The organism is Massilia sp. FBCC-B171 (assembly GCF_059134155.1).
This window is the reverse complement of the sequence record NZ_CP101443.1, coordinates 2,756,285-2,776,243: the sequence shown is the minus strand read 5'-3', so window position 1 is coordinate 2,776,243 and position 19,959 is coordinate 2,756,285. Positions and strand designations below refer to the sequence as shown.

Sequence of the window (19,959 nt, the reverse complement as noted above, 5' to 3'; positions counted from 1 at the left end):
CTAGAGCTCGAGCGCGTCCAGCGGGTAGGGCATCGGCAGGAAGCGCACGGGTGCGCCTGCCGCCGAGCCGAGGTGCACTTCTTCGCCGAGCGCGGCCAGCTTGATTTCGACCAGCAGGTCGGCGCCGCCCGCACCGTTGGGCGCGGCGTTCACGACCATACCGCAGGGCTGGTCGGGATCGGTACTAGTAAACACTTCGTCGCCGGCACGCGCCGCGGCGTTGTCCACCGTGGCCAGGCTGGTCCTGCGCTTGAGCTTGCCAAGATACTGGCTGCGCGCGACAATTTCCTGGCCCGGATAGCAGCCTTTTTTGAAATTCACGCCGCCGAGCAACTCGAGGTTGATCATTTGCGGCACGAACTGTTCCTGGGTCGCGGCGCTTACCTGCGGCACGCCGGCGTGGATGGCTGCGAGCTGCCAGGCTGCATTGCCGCCCAGCGCCAGTGTGGACGCCAGCGCTGGCAGGGCGGCCTGGGCCTGTTCGCTGGAGGTGAGCCACAGGTAGCGCGGGGCATCGAAGGCGTCCGAGAGGCGAATGACCGTGCCGTGCTCGCCGTGCGTGCTCGACATGGGAGTCTCAGGCAGCACCAGGGCCTGGGCGCGCAGGGCCGCTTGGGCCGCGGCGCCGCCGGCGCCGATCACGGCCGCAACGGCGTCTTCATCGGTGGCGTCGCGCAGCTTGGCTTTCGAGCGCATCACGAACATCGAGAGGCGCTTTTGCAGCGGGGCCTGGATGGCGCGCGGCAGCTGCAGCCAGACCGTGCCTTCAGGATCGCGCCACATCAGGAAGGTTGCCTGCAAACGCCCCTTGGGCGTGCAGAAACCCGCCAGGCGCGCCTCGTTCGGCCCCAGGTGCTCGACGTCGTTGGTCAGCTGGCTGTGCAGGAAGCGCGCGGCGTCCTCGCCGGCGACCGCGATCAGGCCGAGATCGGTGACGGGCGCAACGAAACCGGCCGCAAGATCGGCGGCGCTCAGGCTGCGGCCGAAATCCTCGACCTGGGTGGCTTCGTCGATATGGAAACGGGCGCCATGCGACCCTAGATATTCTGTCCAGTTACTCATAAATGCAATATGCTTTGCGGTTTAGGCTTTATCATTACGGCCTCATTATAGAGTTGTCGAGCAATTCGCGCCGGAGACGGCGAAACGCGGCCCGGAACACAACTAGTAACACAGAGCGCAATACAGCGTCGAAACACAGAAAATCAGAATGGCCTTTATAAAAAAAACTATCGTCACCGCCGTGATCGTGTCCATCGTGGCCGTCGGCGGCTTCTCGTGGTGGTCGAAACAGGCGCTCACCACGGCTGAACCGCCGATCGAATTCACGATCACGCCCGGCAGCGGCGTCGGCGCAGCCGCCCAGCAAATGGTGAAGGCGGGGATTCCACTGAATCCCTTGCTGTTTCAGATCCTGGCGCGCGTCACAGGTGAAAGCGCCCGAATCAAGGCCGGCAGCTATGAGCTCAAGCCGAATACCTCGCCGCGCCGCCTGCTGAGCCAGCTGGTACGGGGCGAATACGCCCAGGAAGCGGTCACCATCATCGAAGGCTGGACCTTCCGCCAGATGCGCGAAGCCATCGCCGCCACCAAGACCCTGCGCCACGAGACGGCGAAAATGAGCGACGCCGAGCTGATGGCCAAGGTATCGGCCGAATACAAGCAGCCCGAAGGCCTGTTCTTCCCGGACACCTATCTGTTCGCCAAAGGCTCGAGCGACTTGTCGATTTATAAGCAGGCGCACCAGATGCTGCTCTCGCGCCTGAAAGAGGCCTGGGAAAAGCGCGACGCCAACCTGCCGTATAAAACGCCCTACGAGGCCTTGATCATGGCTTCGATCGTCGAAAAGGAAACCGGCCAGAAAAGCGAGCGCGCGATGATCGCCGGCGTCTTCGTGAACCGCCTGCGCACCGGCATGATGCTGCAGACCGATCCGAGCGTGATCTACGGCATGGGCGCGCGCTATGAAGGCAAGATCGCCAAGAAGGACCTGACCACCGATACCCCGTACAACACCTATACCCGCTACGGCTTGCCGCCGACCCCGATCGCGCTGCCGGGCACCCAGTCCCTGGGCGCCGCCCTGGCGCCGGCCAAGACCCCGGCCCTGTATTTTGTCTCGCGCAACGACGGCACCAGTCAGTTCTCGGACAACCTGCTTGACCACAACCGCGCCGTGAACCAGTACCAGCGCGGAGCGAGCACGCCATGAGCGCGCGCGGTAAATTCATCTCGTTCGAAGGCATCGACGGCGCCGGCAAGTCCACCCACATTGGCTTCGTGAAAGATTTTCTCGAATCGCGCGCCAAGACGGTCGTCTCCTCGCGCGAACCGGGCGGTACGCCGCTGGGCGAAAAGCTGCGTGAGATGCTGCTGCACGAAAAAATGCACCTGGAAACCGAAGCCTTGCTGATGTTTGCCAGCCGCCGCGAGCACATGGCGCAGGTCATCGAGCCTGCCTTGACGGCCGGTTCCTGGGTGCTGTCGGACCGCTTCACCGACGCCAGCTTTGCCTACCAGAGCGGCGGGCGCGGCATGGACCGCGGCAAGATGGAAACGCTCGAAAATTGGGTCCACCCCCACCTGCAGCCCGACCTGACCCTGCTGTTCGACGTCCCCCTGGAAGTGGCGCGCGAGCGCCTGGACGCGACGCGCACGCTCGACAAGTTCGAGCGCGAGCAGGGCGAATTCTTTGCCCGCTGCCGCGCCGAATACCTGCGCCGCGCCGCCCAGTATCCGGCGCGCTTCGCCGTCATCGATTCGACGCGCAGCATCGACGAGACCCAGGCGAAGATCAGCGAGGCGCTGGAGAGGCTGCTGTGATGATTTACCCTTGGCAGCAAACCGCCTGGACCCAGCTCCAGGCCCTGCGCGAGCGCATGCCGCACGCGATCCTGTTCCACGGCCCGGGCGGCATCGGCAAGGCCGATTTCATCGAGGCCTTCGCCCAGGCGCTGCTGTGCGAGCGCGTGCAGGGCGACGGCCAGGCCTGCGGCAGCTGCGCCTCCTGCGGCTGGTTCGTTCAGCACAACCATCCCGACTACCGGCGCGTGCGTCCCGAAGCGCTCGAAGACGAGCCCGGCGGCGAGGGCGAGGAAGCAGGCGACGGCGACAAAAAATCGAAGTCCACCAAGGCGCCCTCGAAAGAGATCAAGATCGAACAGATCCGCAATTTGGCGGACTTCATGAACATTTCGACCCACCGCCAGGGCCTGCGCGTGGTGGTGCTTTATCCGGCCGAGGCGCTGAACATGCCGGCCTCGAATGCGCTCCTGAAAACGCTCGAAGAGCCGCCGCCCGGTACGGTCTTCCTGCTCGCCTCGAACAGCCTCGACCGCCTGTTGCCGACGATCCTTTCGCGCTGCCGCAAGTTCGCGCTGCCGATGCCGGACCATGCGGCCGCGCTGTCCTGGCTGCAGCAGCAGGGCGTGATTGATGCCGACAGCTGGCTGCGCGAGGAGGGCGGGGCGCCGCTGGCTGCGCTGGCCCAGTCGGCGGGCGGCAGCCGCGAAGAGCTCGACGCCCTGCTGGGCTTCCTGGCGCGGCCGAATATCGAAGCGGCCCTGCGCCAGGCCGACAAGCTGAGCAAGACGCCACTCAGCGCGCTGGTCTCCTGGCAGCAGCGCTGGCTGTACGACCTGCTGTCAAGCAAGCTGGCCGGCACGGTGCGCTACTATCCGCGCTACCAGAAGGAACTTGCAGCCTTGGCCGGCAACGTGCACACTGCGAATTTGTTACGTGCAATCAAGTCCGCGAACGAACGCCGGGCCGTGGCCGACCATCCGCTGTCGGCCAAGCTCTTCGTCGAGGACATGTTGCTGGACTATACAGCCTGCTGCAACGCGGTTTGAAAGGGTTTGAGAACATGACCGGCAATACCACCGACCCGAACGCCTCGCTCGTGCCGCGCCCGTCGGTCCTGTCGCTTGCGATCAAGGAAAAGGCGGCCCTGTATGCGGCCTATATGCCCTTCCTGAAAAACGGCGGCATGTTCGTGCCGACCAACAAGGCCTACAAGATCGGCGACGAGGTCTATCTGATCCTCTCGCTGATGGACGACCCGAACAAATACCCGATCGCGGGCAAGGTCGCCTGGATCACTCCGGCCGGCGCCAACAACAGCAAGGCGCAGGGCATCGGCGTGCATTTCCCGGCCGACGAGACCGGCCAGCGCGCCAGGACCCGCATCGAAGAAATCCTCGGCGCGGCGCTGCGTTCGTCGCGCGCTACCCATACTTTGTAACCTCATCCTGTTTTTATGCCGTCCTACGTCCACCGTCTTGCCCGCCGCGACGACTTGCCCGTCATCGTCGACATCTACAATTCCACCATCGCCTCGCGTGAAGTCACTGCCGACACGGAACCGGTGAGCGTCGCCTCGCGCGAAGCCTGGTTCAACGAGCACACGCCCGAGCGGCGCCCGCTGTGGGTGATCCACGATGCGAACGACGTCTCCGACCAGCCGGCGGTGATCGGGTGGATGTCCTATTCGAATTTCTATGGGCGCCCGGCCTATTCGGGCACGGCCGAACTGTCGATTTATATCGATGAGGACTGGCGTGGCCGCGGTCTGGGCAAGTATTGCCTGGAGCAGGCGATTGCGTTTGCGCCCCAGATCAAGGTGCATACCTTGCTCGGCTTTATCTTCGGCCACAACCTGCCGAGCCTGGCGCTGTTCCGCAAGTTCGGTTTCGATACCTGGGCCAATTTCCCGCGGGTGGCGAACCTGGACGGCGTCGAGCGTGATCTGATCATCCTGGGCAAGCGCGTCGTCGAGTAAGACGCGCCGACCCGAGTGACGCGGGATGGCGGCTCCCCGTACAATACGGGGATGTATATCGATTCCCACTGCCACATCAATTTCCCCGAGCTTGCCAGCAGGATGCCCGAGATCCTGGCCAAGATGGCCGAGAACCGGGTCACCCACGCCCTGTGCGTATCGGTGGACCTGCCGGACTTCCCGTCGGTGCTCGCCCTGGCCGAGCAATATCCGCATATCTACGCCTCGGTTGGCGTGCATCCCGACTACGAAGACACGCCGGAACCAACGGTAGCCCAACTGGTCGAACTGGCTCAGCATCCAAAAATCGTCGCGATCGGCGAGACGGGCCTGGATTATTACCGCCTCGAGGGCGACCTCGAATGGCAGCGCGAGCGTTTCCGCACCCATATCCGGGCCTCGCGCGAAACGCGCAAGCCCCTGATCATCCATACCCGCGCAGCCAGTGCCGACACAATCCGCATCATGCAGGAAGAGGGCGCGGGTACGCAGGCCGGCGGCGTGGCCGGCGTCATGCACTGCTTTACCGAGTCGCTCGAAGTGGCCGAGGCCGCCATCGAGATGGGTTTCTACATTTCGTTTTCCGGCATCGTCACCTTCAAGAGCGCCAAGGATTTGCAGGCGGTGGCCCGTGCGGTGCCGCTCGACCGGATCCTGATCGAGACCGATTCTCCCTACCTGGCCCCGGTGCCTTTCCGCGGCCGCATGAACGAACCGGGCTATGTCGCGCACGTGGCCGAATACATCGCCACCTTGAAGGATGTGCCACTGCGCGAAGTGGCCGACCGCACGAGCGAGAATTTCTTCAACCTGTTCCAGCACGCAAAGGCCTGACATGCACCCACCGCGCCGCCTCGTCCTCCAGGCTTGTGTCCTCGCACTGGGCCTGGCCTGCGGCGTGTCCGCCGCCGCGCCGGCAGCCCCGAGCGAAGCCCAGCTGACCAGCTTTTTCCGTTCCGTCCAGATCGACGACGACAGGACGGTCAAGGCCATGATCGGCAGCAAGGTCAACGCCAACCAGGTCAATCCCATCGGCGGCGAGCCGGGCATCGTGCAGGCATTGCGCGAAGATGCAATGAAAGTGTTCCGGGTATTCCTCGAGCATCCGGGCACCAACCTCGAAACCCAGGCGGCAAACGGCAACACGGCGCTGATGATGGCCGCGTTCAAGCGCAACCGGCCGGCGGTGGACGCCTTGCTGGCCAGGGGCGCGGCCGTCAACAAGCCGGGCTGGACCGCGTTGCACTATGCGGCGGCGGCCGGCGACGAAGACATCGTGCGCCTGCTGCTCGCACGCGGGGCCACGGTCGACTCGGTCTCGCCGAACGCCAGCGGCAGCTATACGCCCATGATGATGGCTGCGCGCGAAGGCCATGACGGCACGGCGCTGCTCCTGATCGCCCATGGCGCCGACCGCCTGCGCAAGAACAGCGAAGGCTTGACCGCCGTCCAGCTGGCCGAGCGTGCCGGGAAACCGCGCGTGGCCAGGGCGCTCGAACGCGGCGGCTGAAGGCGCTGCTAGCGGAAAGGGCCGGCTTTCTCAAGCCGGCTTTTTTTCACCCGGCGGGTGCCGCGTCGCCCGAACTGGCGGGTAATCCCGTCTTTCCTCGCCTGATCGAGTGCCAGTCCCACGCCGCATAATCTCGTCACCGAATCGAACATTGCAGCACAGCAATAGTGCCGCCAAACAAGGAACTCCCATGCTGAACGAACGCGAAATCGAAAGCTGCTACCTCGGCCAATTCATCCCGGTCCATTACCACCACAACATGCTGATGGACCAGAACCGCATGGGCGCCTTCCAGGCGGCGATCGCGCACGCGGTGCGTCCCGGCATGAAAGTGCTCGAACTAGGCGGCGGCACCGGCGTGCTCTCGTATTTCGCGGCCCAGCAGGCCGACAAGGTGTATTGCGTCGAATTCAACCCGGACCTGGTGCTCGAAGCGCGCCGCTTCCTGGCCATGAATCCGAACGGCCACAAGGTCGAGGTGATCCACGCCGACGCGTTTGACTACCTGCCGCCCGAGCCGGTCGACATCGTGATCTGCGAAATGATCCACGTGGCCATGCTGCGCGAAAAGCAGGTGGCCGTGATCGAAGCGTTCAAGCAGCGCTACCTGGCCCGTTTCGGCGGCCCGCTGCCGATCTTCATGCCGGAAGCGGTGGTCATGGCGGTGCAGCCGCTGCAGCAGGACTACAACTTCCACGGCTATTACGCGCCGATCGTCCAGTTCCAGGAAACGACCGTCGCCTATCCGGGCACCCGGGAGCTGGCCCCGCCCGCGGTGTACAGCGTGCTCGACTTTGCCGAGCCGGTCGAGAGCCTGATCGCCTTCAGCGGCAGTTTCACGGTCGAGCAGGACGGCACGCTCAATGCCCTGCGTTTCGTGACCAAGAACGTGCTATCGATCGTGCAGGAGCGCAACACCACCATCGACTGGCTGAACCACTACATGACGCTGCCCCTTGCCAGGGGCTTCGACGTGGTTGCCGGCGACGTGGTCGACATCGCCTTCCAGTACCGCGCCGGGGCCTCGATTCCGAGCCTGCAGGCCTCGATCCGCGCCACGCTGGCCGGCGACGCCGCCGCGCCGGCGCCGGCGCTGCCGGTTGCCCTCCGCACGGTCGAATTCGCCTGATTCATCCCGGGCCGCCCTGGCCCGGACTCTTTATCCCCCGAATTTGCAGGTTGGCCGCGCCAGCCTGCGCTTCGTCGCATTCCTCCCGCCTGGCAAAGCGCTTGCCCTACACTGGCTGCACTTCTTCTACCGGAGTGTGACGATGTTCGGTTTCCTGCTGTGGCTCTTGTTGCTCTTCCTGTGCTGGCCGCTCGCCCTGCTGGCCCTGGTCCTGTATCCGATCGTCTGGCTGCTCCTGCTGCCGCTGCGCCTGCTCGGCATTGGCGTGGACGCGGTCTTCAGCCTGCTGCGTGCGGTATTGCTGCTGCCGGCGCGCGTGCTCGGCCTGTCGCCGGGGCGCTAGCGATGAGCGAGGCCCGGGCCGGCAGAGTGTGGGGCAATTAACAGACGCCCGGGTGGCGATCGCCTACTGTGGAGCCGTACGCTTTCATCCGGAAGCGCGCTTTTTTACTGTAAGGAAACGATTATGCGCCTGGACATCTACCGCAGAGCCGAAAGCGATGGCAAGTTCTCCTACTTGGCCGTGCCGGAAACTCGCAACATCCCCGAAGAAGCCACCAATACCGATTGGGAAGTGGAGGCACGCGCCTTCGAGATCGACGACAACGCCGATCAGCTGCCCGACTTTGCGATCGAAAACCTGACCGGCCAGCTGGCCGAAAAGGGTTATGCGATGACGGCGCTTCACTAATGTAATTCCCGCGTTCGCCCCGGTTTTCGCCGCGGCGGGCGCTCCCGTCGTGCAAGCTTCGGCATGCATGCAACATCCCTTGATGGCTTCGCCGCGCCTGCGATGGACGCCCGGTGAGTATGCTATTCTTGCGCCCTGTTTTACGTTGACATTGGCCGAGCTGGCCGGGTTGGGGGAACAATGAAGTGGGCGGCTGTCGGGTTTTATTTTCTCGCGGTTCTTCATATTCACTTCCGGGGCAAGGTACGCCTGCCCTTCGGCCGCCAGCTGTTCGACCATTCGTCGTTCATGGCGCCCATCAATTTCTTCATGCACCTGTTCTCGCGGGTGCCGAGCACGCCTTATATTCCCGTACGCGAATTTGCCGAATTGGCGCCGCTCCAGGCGAACTGGCAAGTCATCCGCGCCGAGGCCGAGCACCTGCTCGCGCTGAACAAGATCAAGGCGTCCGAGCAGAATGACGACGCCGGCTTCAATTCCTTCTTCAAGACCGGCTGGAAGCGCTTCTACCTGAAGTGGTACGAGGCCAGCCACCCGTCGGCGGCGCGCCTGTGCCCGCGCACGCATGCGATGCTCATGGCGATTCCCTCGGTGAAGGCAGCGATGTTCGCCGAATTGCCGCCCGGCGCCAAACTCAATCCGCACCGCGATCCCTTCGCCGGATCGATGCGCTACCACCTGGGCCTGGCCACGCCGAACGACGACCGCTGCTTCATCGAAGTCGACGGCGAACGCTACAGCTGGCGCGACGGCCAGGGCGTGATCTTCGACGAAACCTATATCCACTGGGCGGTGAACGGCAGCGAGAGCGACCGCATCATCCTGTTCTGCGACGTCGAGCGGCCGATGCGCTTTCGCTGGATGGCGGCAATCAACCGCTGGCTCGGCCGCACCATGATGACGGCCGCCAGCTCGCCCAACGAGCGCGGCGACCAGACCGGCCTGGTAAGCAAGCTGTTTCGCATCTCGCACGTCATGGGCCAGTACCGGCGCCGCTACAAGGCCTGGAACGGCAGCGCCTACAAGGCCACCAAGGCTGGTCTCATCGTCGCCCTGGCCGCCTTCATCTACTGGCTGTAAGCCAGGACCGCTCAGCGGTAGACCAGCACCGGAATCGCGCTGTGGACCAGCACTTTCTGCGTTTCGCTCCCCAGCAGCAAGCCCGCCAGGCCATGCCGGCCATGGGAAGCCATGATGATGAGGTCGCAGTTCTGGTCGCGCGCCGTGCGCAAGATCGCCTCGTGCGGATCGTCGGAGCGCACGAGTAGCGTGGTGCATTCGGCGCCGACCGAGCGCGCGGCGTCGGAAATCGTCGCCAGGTGCCGCGCGCCGCGGGCCTCGCTTGCGGCCAGGTATTCATCTTCGGTGCTCTCGAGCATGTCGGCGTCAGCCGTGAAGGTCTTGAAGTCGGGCAGGGCGGTCATGCCGATGACCTGGGCGCCCACTTCCTTTGCGAAACTGACGCCGGCGAGCACGGCGCGCGAAGAGAGTTCGGATCCATCGGTCGGCAACAGGATGCGCTTGAACATGGTGTCCCCCAGTCAGGAATCTGGTCGCGCCCGTGCGCGCCTGCCAAATCAGTCTGGCGTCCGGTCAGGCCTCAGGATTGATCGAGATCAAACTCGCTCAGGGTAGCCGGTCCCTTCAGGCCGGATCAGGCTTGATCTCCGTGTACTGGTAGTCGGCGGCGGAACGCTCGAGCGCCAGGCCCAGCACGTCCTTGAGTTCGTCGGCGCTGGCGCCCTTGTCCAGCTGCTGTTTCGCGAAAGTATTGCGCAGCGTGCGTCCGCCCGAGCGCGCCAGGTCCAGCCCGGCACGCTCGAAGGTGGCGCGCATCTGTACGTAGACGGTTTTCCTGGTCATCTTGTTGCCGCTCAGGCTGGCCGGAAAGACGAACCGGCCTGGAATCGCCATCGTTTCCCGCTCCTGCAGCCAGGGCAGGAGTTCGTCGACGCCCGCCCGCGGGAGCGTCACCGTGTGTTCATGGCTGGTGTCGTGCTTTTCGTCGGGCGTGATGGAGAGCTCGATCGAGCCGTCGATGGCCACCTGGCGGCCAAGCTCGGGCACCAGCAAGCCGATCGCTTCGGACACCCGCAAGCCCGCCAGCGCGATGACGACCTGCATCGCCCGGTCGCGCCGGCGCTTCCAGCCGGCGAAAGCGGTGGCGCTCTGGCTCCGCGGGGCCTGGGCGGGCAGGGCGGCGAAGAAGCGCGCGAGCTGATCCTCGGACAGGATGCGGCCGGCGTCGTCTTTCGTCATGTGGGCGCGGTCGATCGTGAGGATGGCTTGCTGGGCAGGGTTGGGCGCCACCTCCAGGTATTCATAGCAGCGTTCCAGCAAGCGCAGGTAGCGGTAGGCGATCTTGCTGTTAAGGATGCGCTTGCCCTTGACCGTGCGATCGATGAAGCGCACCAGGTCGATTTGCGTCACCTTCGAGAAGCTGAGACCTTCTTCCAGCAGCCAGCCGGCGAGGTTGCCGAACATGAAGACGTAGATTTTCGCCGATGGGGCGGAGAGCGAGCGGATGCTGCCGTCGGCGCGCAAGCGCCGGCCGGTCTCGGCGAAGGCGTCGGTCACGACGAATTCCTTGAATGCCTGAACCGGGTTGGCATCCCACGCAGCAAGCTTGTTCATCATGAGTCCACAGAGGCAATAAGTTGAACCCTACCATAAAAATGTAACTAACCCACGCGTGCAAAACACCAGGCAAAAAAATGAGGCGTATCTGACTTCGGCTTGCGCAGCACAATTCATGCAAAGCTTGCAGGGAAGAGGGTTTTGCCAGGCCTTGCTGTTTTCGAGACGTCTATTTCGCCGCTGGAAATGGCGTGGCCCGCGGCGGCGCCGCTGCACAATCACGGTGCAAGGACATGGTGTCCCGGGGCTGGTTCGATTTCGTCGCCGTACTGGCGCGCCGGGACCAGTTCGCCAGCATGCCCTGCGAGCCACGCCTCCCACGCCGGCCACCAGCTGCCCTCGCTGAGCGGCGCCTCGTGCTGCCAGCGTTCCGGATCGACATGGCGCGCATCCGGCGCCTGCCTCGTCATCTGGCAGCTGCGCCCGGCGCCGCCCGGCGGGGCGACGACGCCGGCATTGTGCCCGCCGGAAGTGAGCAGGAAGCTGACCTCGGTATCGGTAAGCAGCCCGATCTTGTAGACCGAACAGCAGTGCGCTTTGACGGAATGTAGCGAACCGGGTTAAATCATCTCCAATGGCGTCTTGCGTCCGGGCGGCGGGAACGCCTGGTCCAGTGCGGCAAGCTCGTCCGGCGTCAGATGAATGTCCAGCGCGATCCGGTTTTGCTCGACATGTTCGCGTGTGCTGGCCTTAGGGACCGCGATCAGGCCTTCCTTGCGCAGCACCCAGGCCAGGGCGATTTGTGCCGGCGTGGCGGAGCGTGCAGCGGCGATGCGCCGAATGGCGGGGTCACCCATCAGGCGGCCTTGCTCCAGCGGCGAATAGGCCATGATCGGAATCGTGCGCTGCTCGAACCATGGCATCAGGTCGTATTCGATGCCTCGCCGCGTCAGGTTGTACAGCACCTGGTTGCTTGCAAGCGCCGCCGCCCCCGGCAGAGCGGCAACTTCCTCCATGTCCGCCACATCGAAATTACTCACGCCCCAGTAACGGATTTTGCCCGCGCGTACCAGGTCGTCGAAACCCGCCAGCGTTTCCGCCAGCGGCACCCCGCCGCGCCAGTGCAACAGGTACAGATCGATGCGATCGGTCCTGAGGCGGCGCAGGCTCCTCTCGCAGGCCAAGACTGCCCCTTTCCGGGTCGCGTTCTGTGGAAGCACCTTGTCGACGATGAAGGTCTGCTCCCGGCGTCCTTCAATCGCCTCGCCAATCACTTCCTCGGCCGCGCCGTCGCCGTACATTTCCGCCGTGTCGATCATTGTCATGCCGAGGTCGATACCGAAGCGCAGCGCGTCGATCTCGTTCTCGCGGTTTGCGCGGTGTTCCCCAAAACCCCAGGTGCCCTGTCCGAGCACCGGCACGTTCTCGCCCGAGGAAAATTTGGTCGTGCGCATAAGTGCTCCTGTCATTTGGAACTGCAGTGATTGTAAGGGTGAGGTCGCGTTCGTGGCGCGCAGCGCGGCACGAACCCCGACACCTTCCCGTCGCTTGATTCAGGTGAGGAGGCATTCGCGGTGCGGGAACCACCCATCCGCAAAACCTGTCCAAACCTGGAACCCGAACAGTGCCACCGCAAAAACCGAGGTGAGGCGGACAGCATGGGAATCCGATTAGGCGAGCTGGTTGAGCGTTTCGGCGGGCGACTGGAGGGCGATGTTGACATCGAAGTCACGGCGCTCACTCCGCTGGACCGTGCCGGCGCTTCGGACATTAGTTTCCTCAGCAACAGCAAGCTGCGGGCGCTGGCCGCGCACAGCCACGCCGCGGCGCTGATTCTCTCTCCTGCGGACGAACCCGGCGCGGCAGCCACCTTCGCGGGCGCACGCATCGTCACCGTCAATCCTTATGCCTGGTTCGCCCGTGCGGCGCAGTACTTCGTCTCTGCACGTTTGCCGCCACCGGAACCAGGCGTCCATCCGACGGCGGCAGTACACCCCACAGCGCAGGTCGATCCCACGGCCCATATCGGCCCGCACGTAAGGGTCGATGCAGGTGCCGCCATCAAGGCCGGGGCGGCCGTCGATGCCGGCTGCTACATAGGACGCGGGGCGGTCATCGGTGAAGGCACCCATCTGTTCGCCAACGTGACCTTTCATGCGCGCTGCATTCCCGGCGCGCGCGGCATCATCCATTCGGGCGCGGTCATCGGCGGCGACGGTTTCGGTTTCGCCATGGAAGAGGGCGTGTACATCAAGATTCCACAGACCGGCCGCGTCGTGATCGGCGACGACGTCGACATCGATTCGAATACGACGGTCGACCGCGGCGCGCTCGACGATAACGTGATCGAAGACGGCGTCAAGCTCATAACCAGATCCAGATCGGCCACAACTGCCACATCGGCGCCCACACGGCCATGGCAGGCTGCGTCGGCGTCGCCGGCAGCGCCAGGATCGGCCGGCATTGCACCTTCGGTGGCGCGGCCATGAACAACGGCCACATCGAGATCGCCGACAACGTGCATATCACGGCCGCCACGATGGTGCCGAACTCAATTGCCGAACCTGGACGGTACACGGGCTACTTTCCCGTCGCCAGGAATGCCGACTGGGAACGCGTCGCTGTGCTCGTGCGCAATCTGTCCAGCATGCGCGAGAAGATCCGGGCGCTGGAGAAAGCGGTGAAGGCGCTGGCGGGAGAAACGTAGAAGCGCCGGCCGTGGGACGTCCAGGATTGAAATGCGACCTGGTGTTCCATCAGCGTCAATGTTTGCGGCGTCCTGGCGTCTTGGACAAAGTATGTGGCAACATGCCGCGTGCGATTTCGGCGCTGACTGCTATCCACGCTACCAGGTAACCGGAAAAGGAACACATCGCATAATCTATATTATGTCAAATTCGCTTTCCATCATCGGCTAGGTGCCAACTCCCCGGCCGTAGAACGTGCCGAAGGAATAGTCGCTCGTACGAACAGCCAGCACAGGCGTAAGCCGACGAATCATCTAGTCGGCGGTCTGCGGTCACGCCTGTGGCTCCCTACGCTTGTCCGTACCGATGCCCAGCGCGAAATCTCCGGCACTGCCCGTCGTTCCCGCTCACGCAATCGTCGGCCTCTCGTTCGCACGCGAATCGCGCAGCGAACGCCGCGCCATGGAGCTGGCCGGATCAGCCTCCCGACTTCGATGCGATGCGCCTACCGTTCCGAGCAATCCGCCAGGGCCGTTGAACGACGCGGCCAAGCCTCCGGTTGTGGGACTTCAAGGCGGTGCCGGAAGTGCTCCAGCGTTGGTGCGCCTTGTTCGGGCTCGGGAACAATCCGCAAGGACCGCAGCCCGGCCGCCGGCTGGCCCGTCAATCGCAAGCACGCGCTCGGCGGACGCTGGTCGAGACTCTGGATGCCTCCGGCGTCGAGGACGGGCCGTTGCCACACGCTACGCACCAGGTCCAGGATGTCCGATGGCTCTCGCATCGATCCCGCCTGATATCCGCTGCAAGGGCGCGGCGGCCTGCCAGGGGGTGCGCATGTCTCAGGAGGCTGGAAGGCGGCCACCTCGCAAATCGGCTGGCCAGGCGTCTTACGCGAACGAGTTATTCGAATCAAGCCAGGTGGCCCAGGATTCACCGTCGACGCTCGATGCGGCCGATTGCCGGCGTGCGCAGCCGTTTGCAATGGCAGGGTGCCGCCTATTCCACATACCAGACAGGGCAAACTGAATCAACTCGACAATATAATGCGTAATGTCGAGTTCAATATGGAACGCCTTCAGGCAGCGCGGCGCAGCAAGCAGCGCCGATGTGGCGTGTGTGGTGGAACAATCGAGCGTCGCCCGAATCCGAGACGAACTCCAGCCGGTATTCTCCGCCCCTGGCGCCAGGGCTCCGGCGCTCGACGTGACCCAGATATCCCGACGACGCGCGAGTGCACCTGCAACCGCTTCCACTGACCGGCTTGCATCGGTCGCTTTCTGCACCTCGCATCACGCAACGCAGCCGGCGTAGGCAACTGCGTCCGCACCGAAGAACTTGAAGGGCAAGGTCGCTGCGCCCTCCCCACCCGCCAATCGAGCGGGCCTCTGCTACCGCACCGAAGTGAATCAGAAGGTCAAGCAAGCGCTTTCAAGGAACTGAATCGCAAGATCCGCGACCAACAAGCCGCCTCTTTGTCGCGCCGGCCACCACTCGTGCGACGAGCGCTGCAGAGCAGACAGAAACGGCGATCAGGCAGGCAAATTCGGCATATCTGGTCAAGGTCGGCTGTTGCATGAGGGGCCAATCCAGCACCGACGTAGCCGCCGCAACGAGCATCATGATGACCGGGAAGTGAAAGTAGAAAGTGAAGGACGCGGCCAGTCCGGATCGGCCGGCCCGCATCTCAGTCACCGATCGAACCAGGCGATCTTGCACGCCTTGCCCCGCCTCTGGATAAAGTGCTCTCGCCAGGAGTGCGAAACTCATCCCGACAAGCAGGAATTTACCTTCAAGGATCCCCTCCTTCAGGTGCTCGGGGAGCACGCTGGAATCGGACGTCGTCAACCTGGACAGCACCAGTGCGCAAGCAAAGAGGATCAGCGCAATACCGGTGCCAGGCTTCATGTTGCGGGCTTCACTGAGCGCCGCGACGAGCACCCCCGAGTACCAGATCGCGCCCCACACCAGGAATTTGTACGGCATGACCAGGACGACCACGATCGACAGTGCGGCCCGTGCATACAGCCGGCGCGGTCCTTCAAGCGTTCCCGCCCGCGCAAAAAGCAAGAGCAGGATGGAGAACCAGAATAAATAAGAAAGGAGATAGAGCATGCTGTTACTGCCGAAATTGGGAACGATGAACGGCTGCATGTTGAAAGCATTACCGAATAGCGAAGAGAGGCTCAAGGTCACCGTGCCGAGTTCGGGGAAGGCCGAATACACACCATGCCGGTTAAAGAACTGCACGCCTGCGATATCCAAAACAGCGCCGAGTACCAGGCATGGCAAGATAATCCGGTAGAGCGCGCCCAGATGCTCGACAAAGGCGGCCCGATCGATGGGCGTCCCCGCCCAGCGACGGCGCATGATCATCCCGCTGACGAGTCCGTCGAGCACGAGAAAGACCGCAAACGATTCATGCCCGAGGCCAGTGAGCGCGTAGAACGCTTTGGAAAAGATGTTTTTTTCGCTGACGGCCTGATAGTCGACAAACAGCAAGGTTCTCAGGTGATACATCAGTGCCACGATGGCGCTAGCCCATTGTGAAACCATCAGGAATGATACAAAACGGTCATTCATGTGTTCCCTCATGATCCGACCCGCCGAAAATTTGGCCAGCGCGTACGGGCGAGCTTGAGCCTGACCAGGACGCTGCGCGTCGCGCGCGGATGTCGAGAGTGAAATGGGATGAGACCGCCAGCGGATCCTTGTGCCCAGATAGAGGGCACGGCTGCGGGTGCGGACGCGCCAGTCAGCGAGCCGGTAACTTATGCGCGCGGAGGCCTTTCAACGCGGGATGGAATCCATCCGGTAAAAGAGGCGAAAGGGGAAAACTCGTCGTCGGGGAAAAGTTCTGTCACGGGCACTGCAATTGCGAAGGGTGGAGGCGCCGACGCTTCGGTGCAGCAGCTGCTGCAGGCACTACAGGTTTGGCAGGATGCGTGCTCTTCGTCTGTTTCGCGGTCATCCGCGCACTCGTTCACACCATCGGCACCTGGGCTTGGGCCGATCGTATGCGTCATGGGACACGGCGATTCGATCGAAACAACGCCAGCCTGCACGGGCAGCGCGAGGATCAAGATCCATACCATGAAGAATCGGATAAAAGGACGCACGTCGGCCACTCTACACATGCAAGATGAATTGTTTGAACGACACAGTGCCCAATGTCGCAACACATAGTTCTACCAAGGATATCGGCAGAGAACCCGACAGGCATTGCGCTGTCACAGCGAGATCGGGTCCCTCCTCACTTCTCTTTCTTGTTCACCTTCGCGCCGAGAATTTCGTCATGCCGCTCGTTATCCGTCTTGTGCAAATACCCTGCCGTCGTCGCGATGTTCGCGTGCCCTGCCGTATCCTGCAGCGTCTTCAATTGCACGCCGTCATTCGCCAGGTTGGTCAACATGCTGTGGCGCAGCCAGTGGGCCGAGGCGTGGCGCAGGCTGGCGGCAATGTCGTCCTGGCCGGCGCTGGCCGCAGCCTGCGCGGTCTCGAGGAAGACGCGCTTGATCGCTTCTGCCGCGGCCTCGTCCGTGAGGCGGGTCACGGCGCGGCTGCGGCTCGACAGCACGAGCGGCGTGCGGTCCGCGCGCCCGGCCAGGGGCGACAGGCCAAAGGCTTCGCGATAGCGGCGCAGGGCCTCGAGCATATCGGTCGGCACCGGCAGGCGGCGCGGCTTGTTGCCCTTCCCCATGACGTCGAGCCACCAGCGGTCGCTGCCTTCCGAATAGATCGAGCCCATGTTCGCGCTCACCAGTTCGTTCAGGCGGGCGCCCGTGTGCGAGAACGCGATCAGCAGGAAACGGTCGCGTTCGCGCCGGCGCAGCGCCGCCGGCGAATCGGGCACGCGGCGCGAGACCGTGTCCACGGCCAGGGCGATGGCCTCCGGCGTCAGGTAGCGCGTGATGCGGCTGGCGACGGGCGTGCGCACATTGCGCACCAGCGCGGCCGGGTTGCGGCGCAGGTAGCCGGTCTGCTCGGCAAACGCCAGCAGGCCTTTCACTGCAATCATCGCCTGGCGCCGGCTCGGGTCGGACAAGGGCCCGGTGAATGGCCGGTAGCGCGGATCGCTGCGCGGCCACTTGGTGGTCGAGACCCAGTCGGGCGGCGGGTTGCGCAGGAATTCTTTATAGGCGTTCAGGTCGGCCACGTTCAGCTGGGTCAGCGTCTTTTTGGCTTCCTCGCGGCACCAGGTCAGGAAGCGGAATAACTCTTTCTGGCTGTTGGCGACGGATTTTGGGCTTAACTCCCCGTTGCCGATGAACTCGCGGGCGATCTCGGCGTCGGTCTGGGCCTCGGTGATGGGGTCGTCGGCGACGCGGAACATCTTGACGTCGAGACGCCCGCTCGGCGTGTCGGCTTGACCGGCGAGGCGTGGTGCGAGATCGATGGGGACGAACTTGGACATGGAACCTTCATGAAGTACTGTGTTTTTATACAGTATATCACGTGCTTTTGGCTCTGCCCATGGCGCCGGCATGCTAAGCTGTTTCGATCAAATGATTCGACAGGACAACAGATGAACCCGATCCAGCTCACGCCCGGAGACGCCCTCCTCGTCATCGATATGCAGCTTGATTTTCTTCCCGGCGGCAAGCTCGGCGTGCCGAATGGCGACCAGGTCATCGCGCCGATCAATCGCCTGATGCAGCTGTTCAGCGCCCGGGGCTTGCCGGTATTTGCGTCGCGCGACTGGCACCCCGAAAATCACTGTTCGTTTGCCGCACGTGGCGGTCCGTGGCCGCCGCATTGCGTGGCCGGTACCGAGGGGGCCGAATTTTCTCCGCAACTCGCCCTGCCTCCCGACGCCCTCATCGTCTCAAAAGCCGATACCGCCGACGTCGACGCCTATTCGGCCTTCAAGGGCACAGGCCTGGCTGCGCAGTTGCGCGAACGCGGCGTGCGCCGGGTGGTCGTGGGCGGTCTGGCGACCGACTACTGCGTGCTCAATACCGTGATCGACGCACGCGACAGCGGCTTCGAGGTGATCGTCGTGCCTGAAGCGATGCGTGCGGTCGATGTCGCAGCGGGCGACGGCGAACGGGCGCTGGCGCGCATGGCCGAGCTCGGGGCGCGGGCGGTCGGCATCGACCACTTCGCCGAAGTGGCAGCGCCTGCCTGAACAGGAATTCCCATAAAAAAACCTGGCCGCGGCCTAATGCCAGTCAGTTAAGCTGACTGGCATTTTTCATTGGAAACTTGGATCTGGGCTGTTTGACGACTCTGGGATAGGAGCGCCTTCGGCGTTCTGGCAAAAGATAAGCGCGTGCCTGCTCACGCAGCCATGCCAGGCGCCTGGGGAAGGTGCCTGGCGTTTGCAAAGGCCAGTGATACAGGGCCGTGGTGATGGCCAGGGCCAGCCACTGGAAACTCAGGCGCTGTGGCGGGACGTGCAGTTCGTCGGCCATCTGGGCGATTTCATGACGTAGCAGGTTGTAGGCGATGAGCGTGCCCCAAACTTCCTGGCGTACCAGCGTAGGCAATCTGCTACGCAGGGTCGTCATGTTCTTTTGCATGCCCTGCTTAATTTCCCTGAAGCCCAGTTCAATCTCCCAGCGCTGCGTGTAATGCGCCACGATCTCGCGCGCCGGAAAGCGGTGCGCATCGCACAGGGAGGTAAGGTACTGCCGCGGCTCTCCGCCGACCATGCACTTGATGAGCCGCGCTTGCCAATGCGACGGCAGGTCCGGCCGTTGCCTGCGTGCCTGTGGCGACACTGAAAAGCTCACCAGACAGTCGTCGGGGGCAAATTGGCATATCACCTCATAACGCAATCCCGCTCTGGCCCGCATAAGCCAATGCCTTTGTTCACCTGCATGCTGCCAGTCCAGAAGAAGGGCTGCAGAGAGATAGGCACGATCGAAAATCGTCAACGATTGATCCGGTACCTTGTGCATGAGTGACTTGGCAAAGCTCACCTCCCCCGTACCGTAATCACCAAACTCGGTTGCGCGGATCAGATGGGTGTAGGTATCCATCAAGCAGACTGCACGTAATTGAGGCCAGGCGCCATTGCTCTTGTCGTTGAAACCCCGCCCAAATTTCTCACAGTTGGCCGGCGTATCGGGAAGCGACCACACGACACCATCAACGGCATAGCTTCGCAGCCCATGAAAGAGACCATGTTCAGGTATGGCAGCGCTTGTCCAGCAGCTTGCCAAGCGTTCGAATAGCCATGCCATCGGTGCTTCACCCAAGCGTTCGCGGCCTGCCACTGCGGCACTGGGAACGGGTGCATTTGGCATTGGCCCATCGGCCAGATCAAGTTGCTGGACGATATGCCAGATTGGTTCGTTACGAAACAGGGCCAGGCCGATGACCAGCCAAACCATGCGCTCAGCCGGCAGGCGCCGTCGGCGCAACGACACGGTTCCGGTTTGTTGCAAGGCTTCGTCGATCCAGGCCGGATCGATCAGGCTGGCGAAACGCTCGAACTCATGCGGTGCCAGCTCAGCCGCATAGTCCATGTCAAATTGAAGGGCCATAATAAAAAACGGATTCACGTTGATCGTGAATCCGTTTTAGCTCAAACCGCCGGCTGGTCAATGCCTTAAGTGACTGGCATTAGGCCGCGGCCAGGTT

At 63.2% G+C, this 19,959-nt stretch carries 21 protein-coding genes and 1 pseudogene; 13 read left to right on the top strand and 9 right to left on the bottom strand.

The window, feature by feature from the left end:
- Complete coding sequence (ygfZ, locus tag NMB41_RS12615) at positions 1-1,062, bottom strand: CAF17-like 4Fe-4S cluster assembly/insertion protein YgfZ (protein WP_494382783.1); 1,062 nt, start codon at positions 1,060-1,062, stop codon at positions 1-3.
- A gap of 148 nt (positions 1,063-1,210) precedes the next feature.
- Between ygfZ and mltG the strand changes: the two genes are divergently transcribed.
- From mltG to lpxO, 11 genes are all read left to right on the top strand, one after another.
- Positions 1,211-2,212, top strand: coding sequence for an endolytic transglycosylase MltG (gene mltG, locus NMB41_RS12610; RefSeq protein ID WP_494382782.1), 1,002 nt, complete (start codon positions 1,211-1,213; stop codon positions 2,210-2,212).
- On the top strand, positions 2,209-2,823 hold the full coding sequence (gene tmk / locus NMB41_RS12605) for a dTMP kinase (protein WP_494382781.1): 615 nt from the start codon (positions 2,209-2,211) through the stop codon (positions 2,821-2,823). Before mltG ends, tmk begins: the two co-directional genes overlap by 4 nt.
- Complete coding sequence (locus NMB41_RS12600) at positions 2,823-3,851, top strand: DNA polymerase III subunit delta' (RefSeq protein ID WP_494382836.1); 1,029 nt, start codon at positions 2,823-2,825, stop codon at positions 3,849-3,851. The genes tmk and NMB41_RS12600 overlap by 1 nt, the downstream gene beginning before the upstream one ends.
- A 14-nt stretch (positions 3,852-3,865) precedes the next feature.
- Complete coding sequence (locus NMB41_RS12595; RefSeq protein WP_494382780.1) at positions 3,866-4,243, top strand: PilZ domain-containing protein; 378 nt, start codon at positions 3,866-3,868, stop codon at positions 4,241-4,243.
- A gap of 15 nt (positions 4,244-4,258) precedes the next feature.
- A complete protein-coding gene (locus NMB41_RS12590) occupies positions 4,259-4,780 on the top strand; it encodes a GNAT family N-acetyltransferase (protein ID WP_494382779.1) in 522 nt (173 codons plus the stop codon).
- A gap of 51 nt (positions 4,781-4,831) precedes the next feature.
- A complete protein-coding gene (locus NMB41_RS12585) occupies positions 4,832-5,614 on the top strand; it encodes a TatD family hydrolase (RefSeq protein ID WP_494382778.1) in 783 nt (260 codons plus the stop codon).
- A 1-nt stretch (position 5,615) separates the two neighbouring features.
- Complete coding sequence (locus NMB41_RS12580; RefSeq protein ID WP_494382777.1) at positions 5,616-6,290, top strand: ankyrin repeat domain-containing protein; 675 nt, start codon at positions 5,616-5,618, stop codon at positions 6,288-6,290.
- Between the two features lie 190 nt (positions 6,291-6,480).
- Positions 6,481-7,419 carry a class I SAM-dependent methyltransferase gene (locus NMB41_RS12575; protein ID WP_494382776.1) on the top strand — a complete coding sequence of 313 codons (939 nt, stop codon included), beginning with the start codon at positions 6,481-6,483 and terminating at the stop codon, positions 7,417-7,419.
- A gap of 142 nt (positions 7,420-7,561) precedes the next feature.
- Positions 7,562-7,762 (top strand): hypothetical protein, encoded by a 201-nt coding sequence (locus NMB41_RS12570; RefSeq protein WP_494382775.1) that lies wholly within the window; start codon positions 7,562-7,564, stop codon positions 7,760-7,762.
- A 123-nt stretch (positions 7,763-7,885) separates the two neighbouring features.
- Positions 7,886-8,110 (top strand): DUF6139 family protein, encoded by a 225-nt coding sequence (locus tag NMB41_RS12565; RefSeq protein WP_494382774.1) that lies wholly within the window; start codon positions 7,886-7,888, stop codon positions 8,108-8,110.
- Positions 8,111-8,290: 180 nt separating this feature from the next.
- A complete protein-coding gene (lpxO, locus tag NMB41_RS12560) occupies positions 8,291-9,190 on the top strand; it encodes a lipid A hydroxylase LpxO (protein ID WP_494382773.1) in 900 nt (299 codons plus the stop codon).
- 11 nt (positions 9,191-9,201) lie between these two features.
- Here lpxO and NMB41_RS12555 read toward each other — a convergent pair whose 3' ends face one another.
- The 4 genes from NMB41_RS12555 to NMB41_RS12540 form a co-directional block, all read right to left on the bottom strand.
- A complete protein-coding gene (locus NMB41_RS12555) occupies positions 9,202-9,639 on the bottom strand; it encodes a universal stress protein (protein WP_494382772.1) in 438 nt (145 codons plus the stop codon).
- 115 nt (positions 9,640-9,754) lie between these two features.
- Positions 9,755-10,744 (bottom strand): tyrosine-type recombinase/integrase, encoded by a 990-nt coding sequence (locus NMB41_RS12550; RefSeq protein WP_494382771.1) that lies wholly within the window; start codon positions 10,742-10,744, stop codon positions 9,755-9,757.
- Between the two features lie 221 nt (positions 10,745-10,965).
- Entirely contained in the window at positions 10,966-11,157 is a 192-nt protein-coding gene (locus tag NMB41_RS12545) for a hypothetical protein (protein WP_494382770.1), read from the bottom strand.
- A gap of 150 nt (positions 11,158-11,307) precedes the next feature.
- Entirely contained in the window at positions 11,308-12,141 is an 834-nt protein-coding gene (locus NMB41_RS12540; protein WP_494382769.1) for an aldo/keto reductase, read from the bottom strand.
- 204 nt (positions 12,142-12,345) lie between these two features.
- On the opposite strand from NMB41_RS12540, the pseudogene lpxD reads away from it, so the two are divergent.
- A pseudogene (gene lpxD, locus NMB41_RS12535) lies at positions 12,346-13,394 on the top strand (UDP-3-O-(3-hydroxymyristoyl)glucosamine N-acyltransferase).
- An 867-nt stretch (positions 13,395-14,261) separates the two neighbouring features.
- Here the strand turns inward: lpxD and NMB41_RS12530 are convergent.
- The 3 genes from NMB41_RS12530 to NMB41_RS12520 form a co-directional block, all read right to left on the bottom strand.
- Positions 14,262-14,657, bottom strand: a complete 396-nt coding sequence (locus NMB41_RS12530; protein ID WP_494382768.1) for a hypothetical protein — start codon at positions 14,655-14,657, stop codon at positions 14,262-14,264.
- Positions 14,658-14,802: 145 nt separating this feature from the next.
- Entirely contained in the window at positions 14,803-15,954 is a 1,152-nt protein-coding gene (locus NMB41_RS12525; protein WP_494382767.1) for a hypothetical protein, read from the bottom strand.
- A 670-nt stretch (positions 15,955-16,624) separates the two neighbouring features.
- The gene (locus NMB41_RS12520) at positions 16,625-17,785 is read right to left on the bottom strand and encodes a tyrosine-type recombinase/integrase (RefSeq protein ID WP_494382766.1); all 1,161 of its coding nucleotides are present in this window, start codon (positions 17,783-17,785) and stop codon (positions 16,625-16,627) included.
- 111 nt (positions 17,786-17,896) lie between these two features.
- On the opposite strand from NMB41_RS12520, the gene NMB41_RS12515 reads away from it, so the two are divergent.
- Positions 17,897-18,499 carry an isochorismatase family protein gene (locus tag NMB41_RS12515; protein WP_494382765.1) on the top strand — a complete coding sequence of 201 codons (603 nt, stop codon included), beginning with the start codon at positions 17,897-17,899 and terminating at the stop codon, positions 18,497-18,499.
- 43 nt (positions 18,500-18,542) lie between these two features.
- On the opposite strand, the gene NMB41_RS12510 is transcribed toward NMB41_RS12515, so the two are convergent.
- On the bottom strand, positions 18,543-19,880 hold the full coding sequence (locus NMB41_RS12510) for an IS4 family transposase (RefSeq protein WP_494379701.1): 1,338 nt from the start codon (positions 19,878-19,880) through the stop codon (positions 18,543-18,545).
- Positions 19,881-19,959 lie beyond the last annotated feature (79 nt).

Coding starts and splice junctions, on each gene's coding strand:
- NMB41_RS12540 (WP_494382769.1), bottom strand. CDS start 12,141: ATGCGCACGACCAAATTTTCCTCGGGCGAGAACGTGCCGGTGCTCGGA.
- NMB41_RS12590 (WP_494382779.1), top strand. CDS start 4,259: ATGCCGTCCTACGTCCACCGTCTTGCCCGCCGCGACGACTTGCCCGTC.
- ygfZ (WP_494382783.1), bottom strand. CDS start 1,062: ATGAGTAACTGGACAGAATATCTAGGGTCGCATGGCGCCCGTTTCCAT.
- NMB41_RS12565 (WP_494382774.1), top strand. CDS start 7,886: ATGCGCCTGGACATCTACCGCAGAGCCGAAAGCGATGGCAAGTTCTCC.
- NMB41_RS12520 (WP_494382766.1), bottom strand. CDS start 17,785: ATGTCCAAGTTCGTCCCCATCGATCTCGCACCACGCCTCGCCGGTCAA.
- NMB41_RS12555 (WP_494382772.1), bottom strand. CDS start 9,639: ATGTTCAAGCGCATCCTGTTGCCGACCGATGGATCCGAACTCTCTTCG.
- NMB41_RS12580 (WP_494382777.1), top strand. CDS start 5,616: ATGCACCCACCGCGCCGCCTCGTCCTCCAGGCTTGTGTCCTCGCACTG.
- NMB41_RS12585 (WP_494382778.1), top strand. CDS start 4,832: ATGTATATCGATTCCCACTGCCACATCAATTTCCCCGAGCTTGCCAGC.
- tmk (WP_494382781.1), top strand. CDS start 2,209: ATGAGCGCGCGCGGTAAATTCATCTCGTTCGAAGGCATCGACGGCGCC.
- NMB41_RS12575 (WP_494382776.1), top strand. CDS start 6,481: ATGCTGAACGAACGCGAAATCGAAAGCTGCTACCTCGGCCAATTCATC.
- NMB41_RS12570 (WP_494382775.1), top strand. CDS start 7,562: ATGTTCGGTTTCCTGCTGTGGCTCTTGTTGCTCTTCCTGTGCTGGCCG.
- NMB41_RS12600 (WP_494382836.1), top strand. CDS start 2,823: ATGATTTACCCTTGGCAGCAAACCGCCTGGACCCAGCTCCAGGCCCTG.
- lpxO (WP_494382773.1), top strand. CDS start 8,291: ATGAAGTGGGCGGCTGTCGGGTTTTATTTTCTCGCGGTTCTTCATATT.
- NMB41_RS12515 (WP_494382765.1), top strand. CDS start 17,897: ATGAACCCGATCCAGCTCACGCCCGGAGACGCCCTCCTCGTCATCGAT.
- NMB41_RS12550 (WP_494382771.1), bottom strand. CDS start 10,744: ATGAACAAGCTTGCTGCGTGGGATGCCAACCCGGTTCAGGCATTCAAG.
- mltG (WP_494382782.1), top strand. CDS start 1,211: ATGGCCTTTATAAAAAAAACTATCGTCACCGCCGTGATCGTGTCCATC.
- NMB41_RS12595 (WP_494382780.1), top strand. CDS start 3,866: ATGACCGGCAATACCACCGACCCGAACGCCTCGCTCGTGCCGCGCCCG.
- NMB41_RS12545 (WP_494382770.1), bottom strand. CDS start 11,157: ATGACGAGGCAGGCGCCGGATGCGCGCCATGTCGATCCGGAACGCTGG.
- NMB41_RS12525 (WP_494382767.1), bottom strand. CDS start 15,954: ATGAATGACCGTTTTGTATCATTCCTGATGGTTTCACAATGGGCTAGC.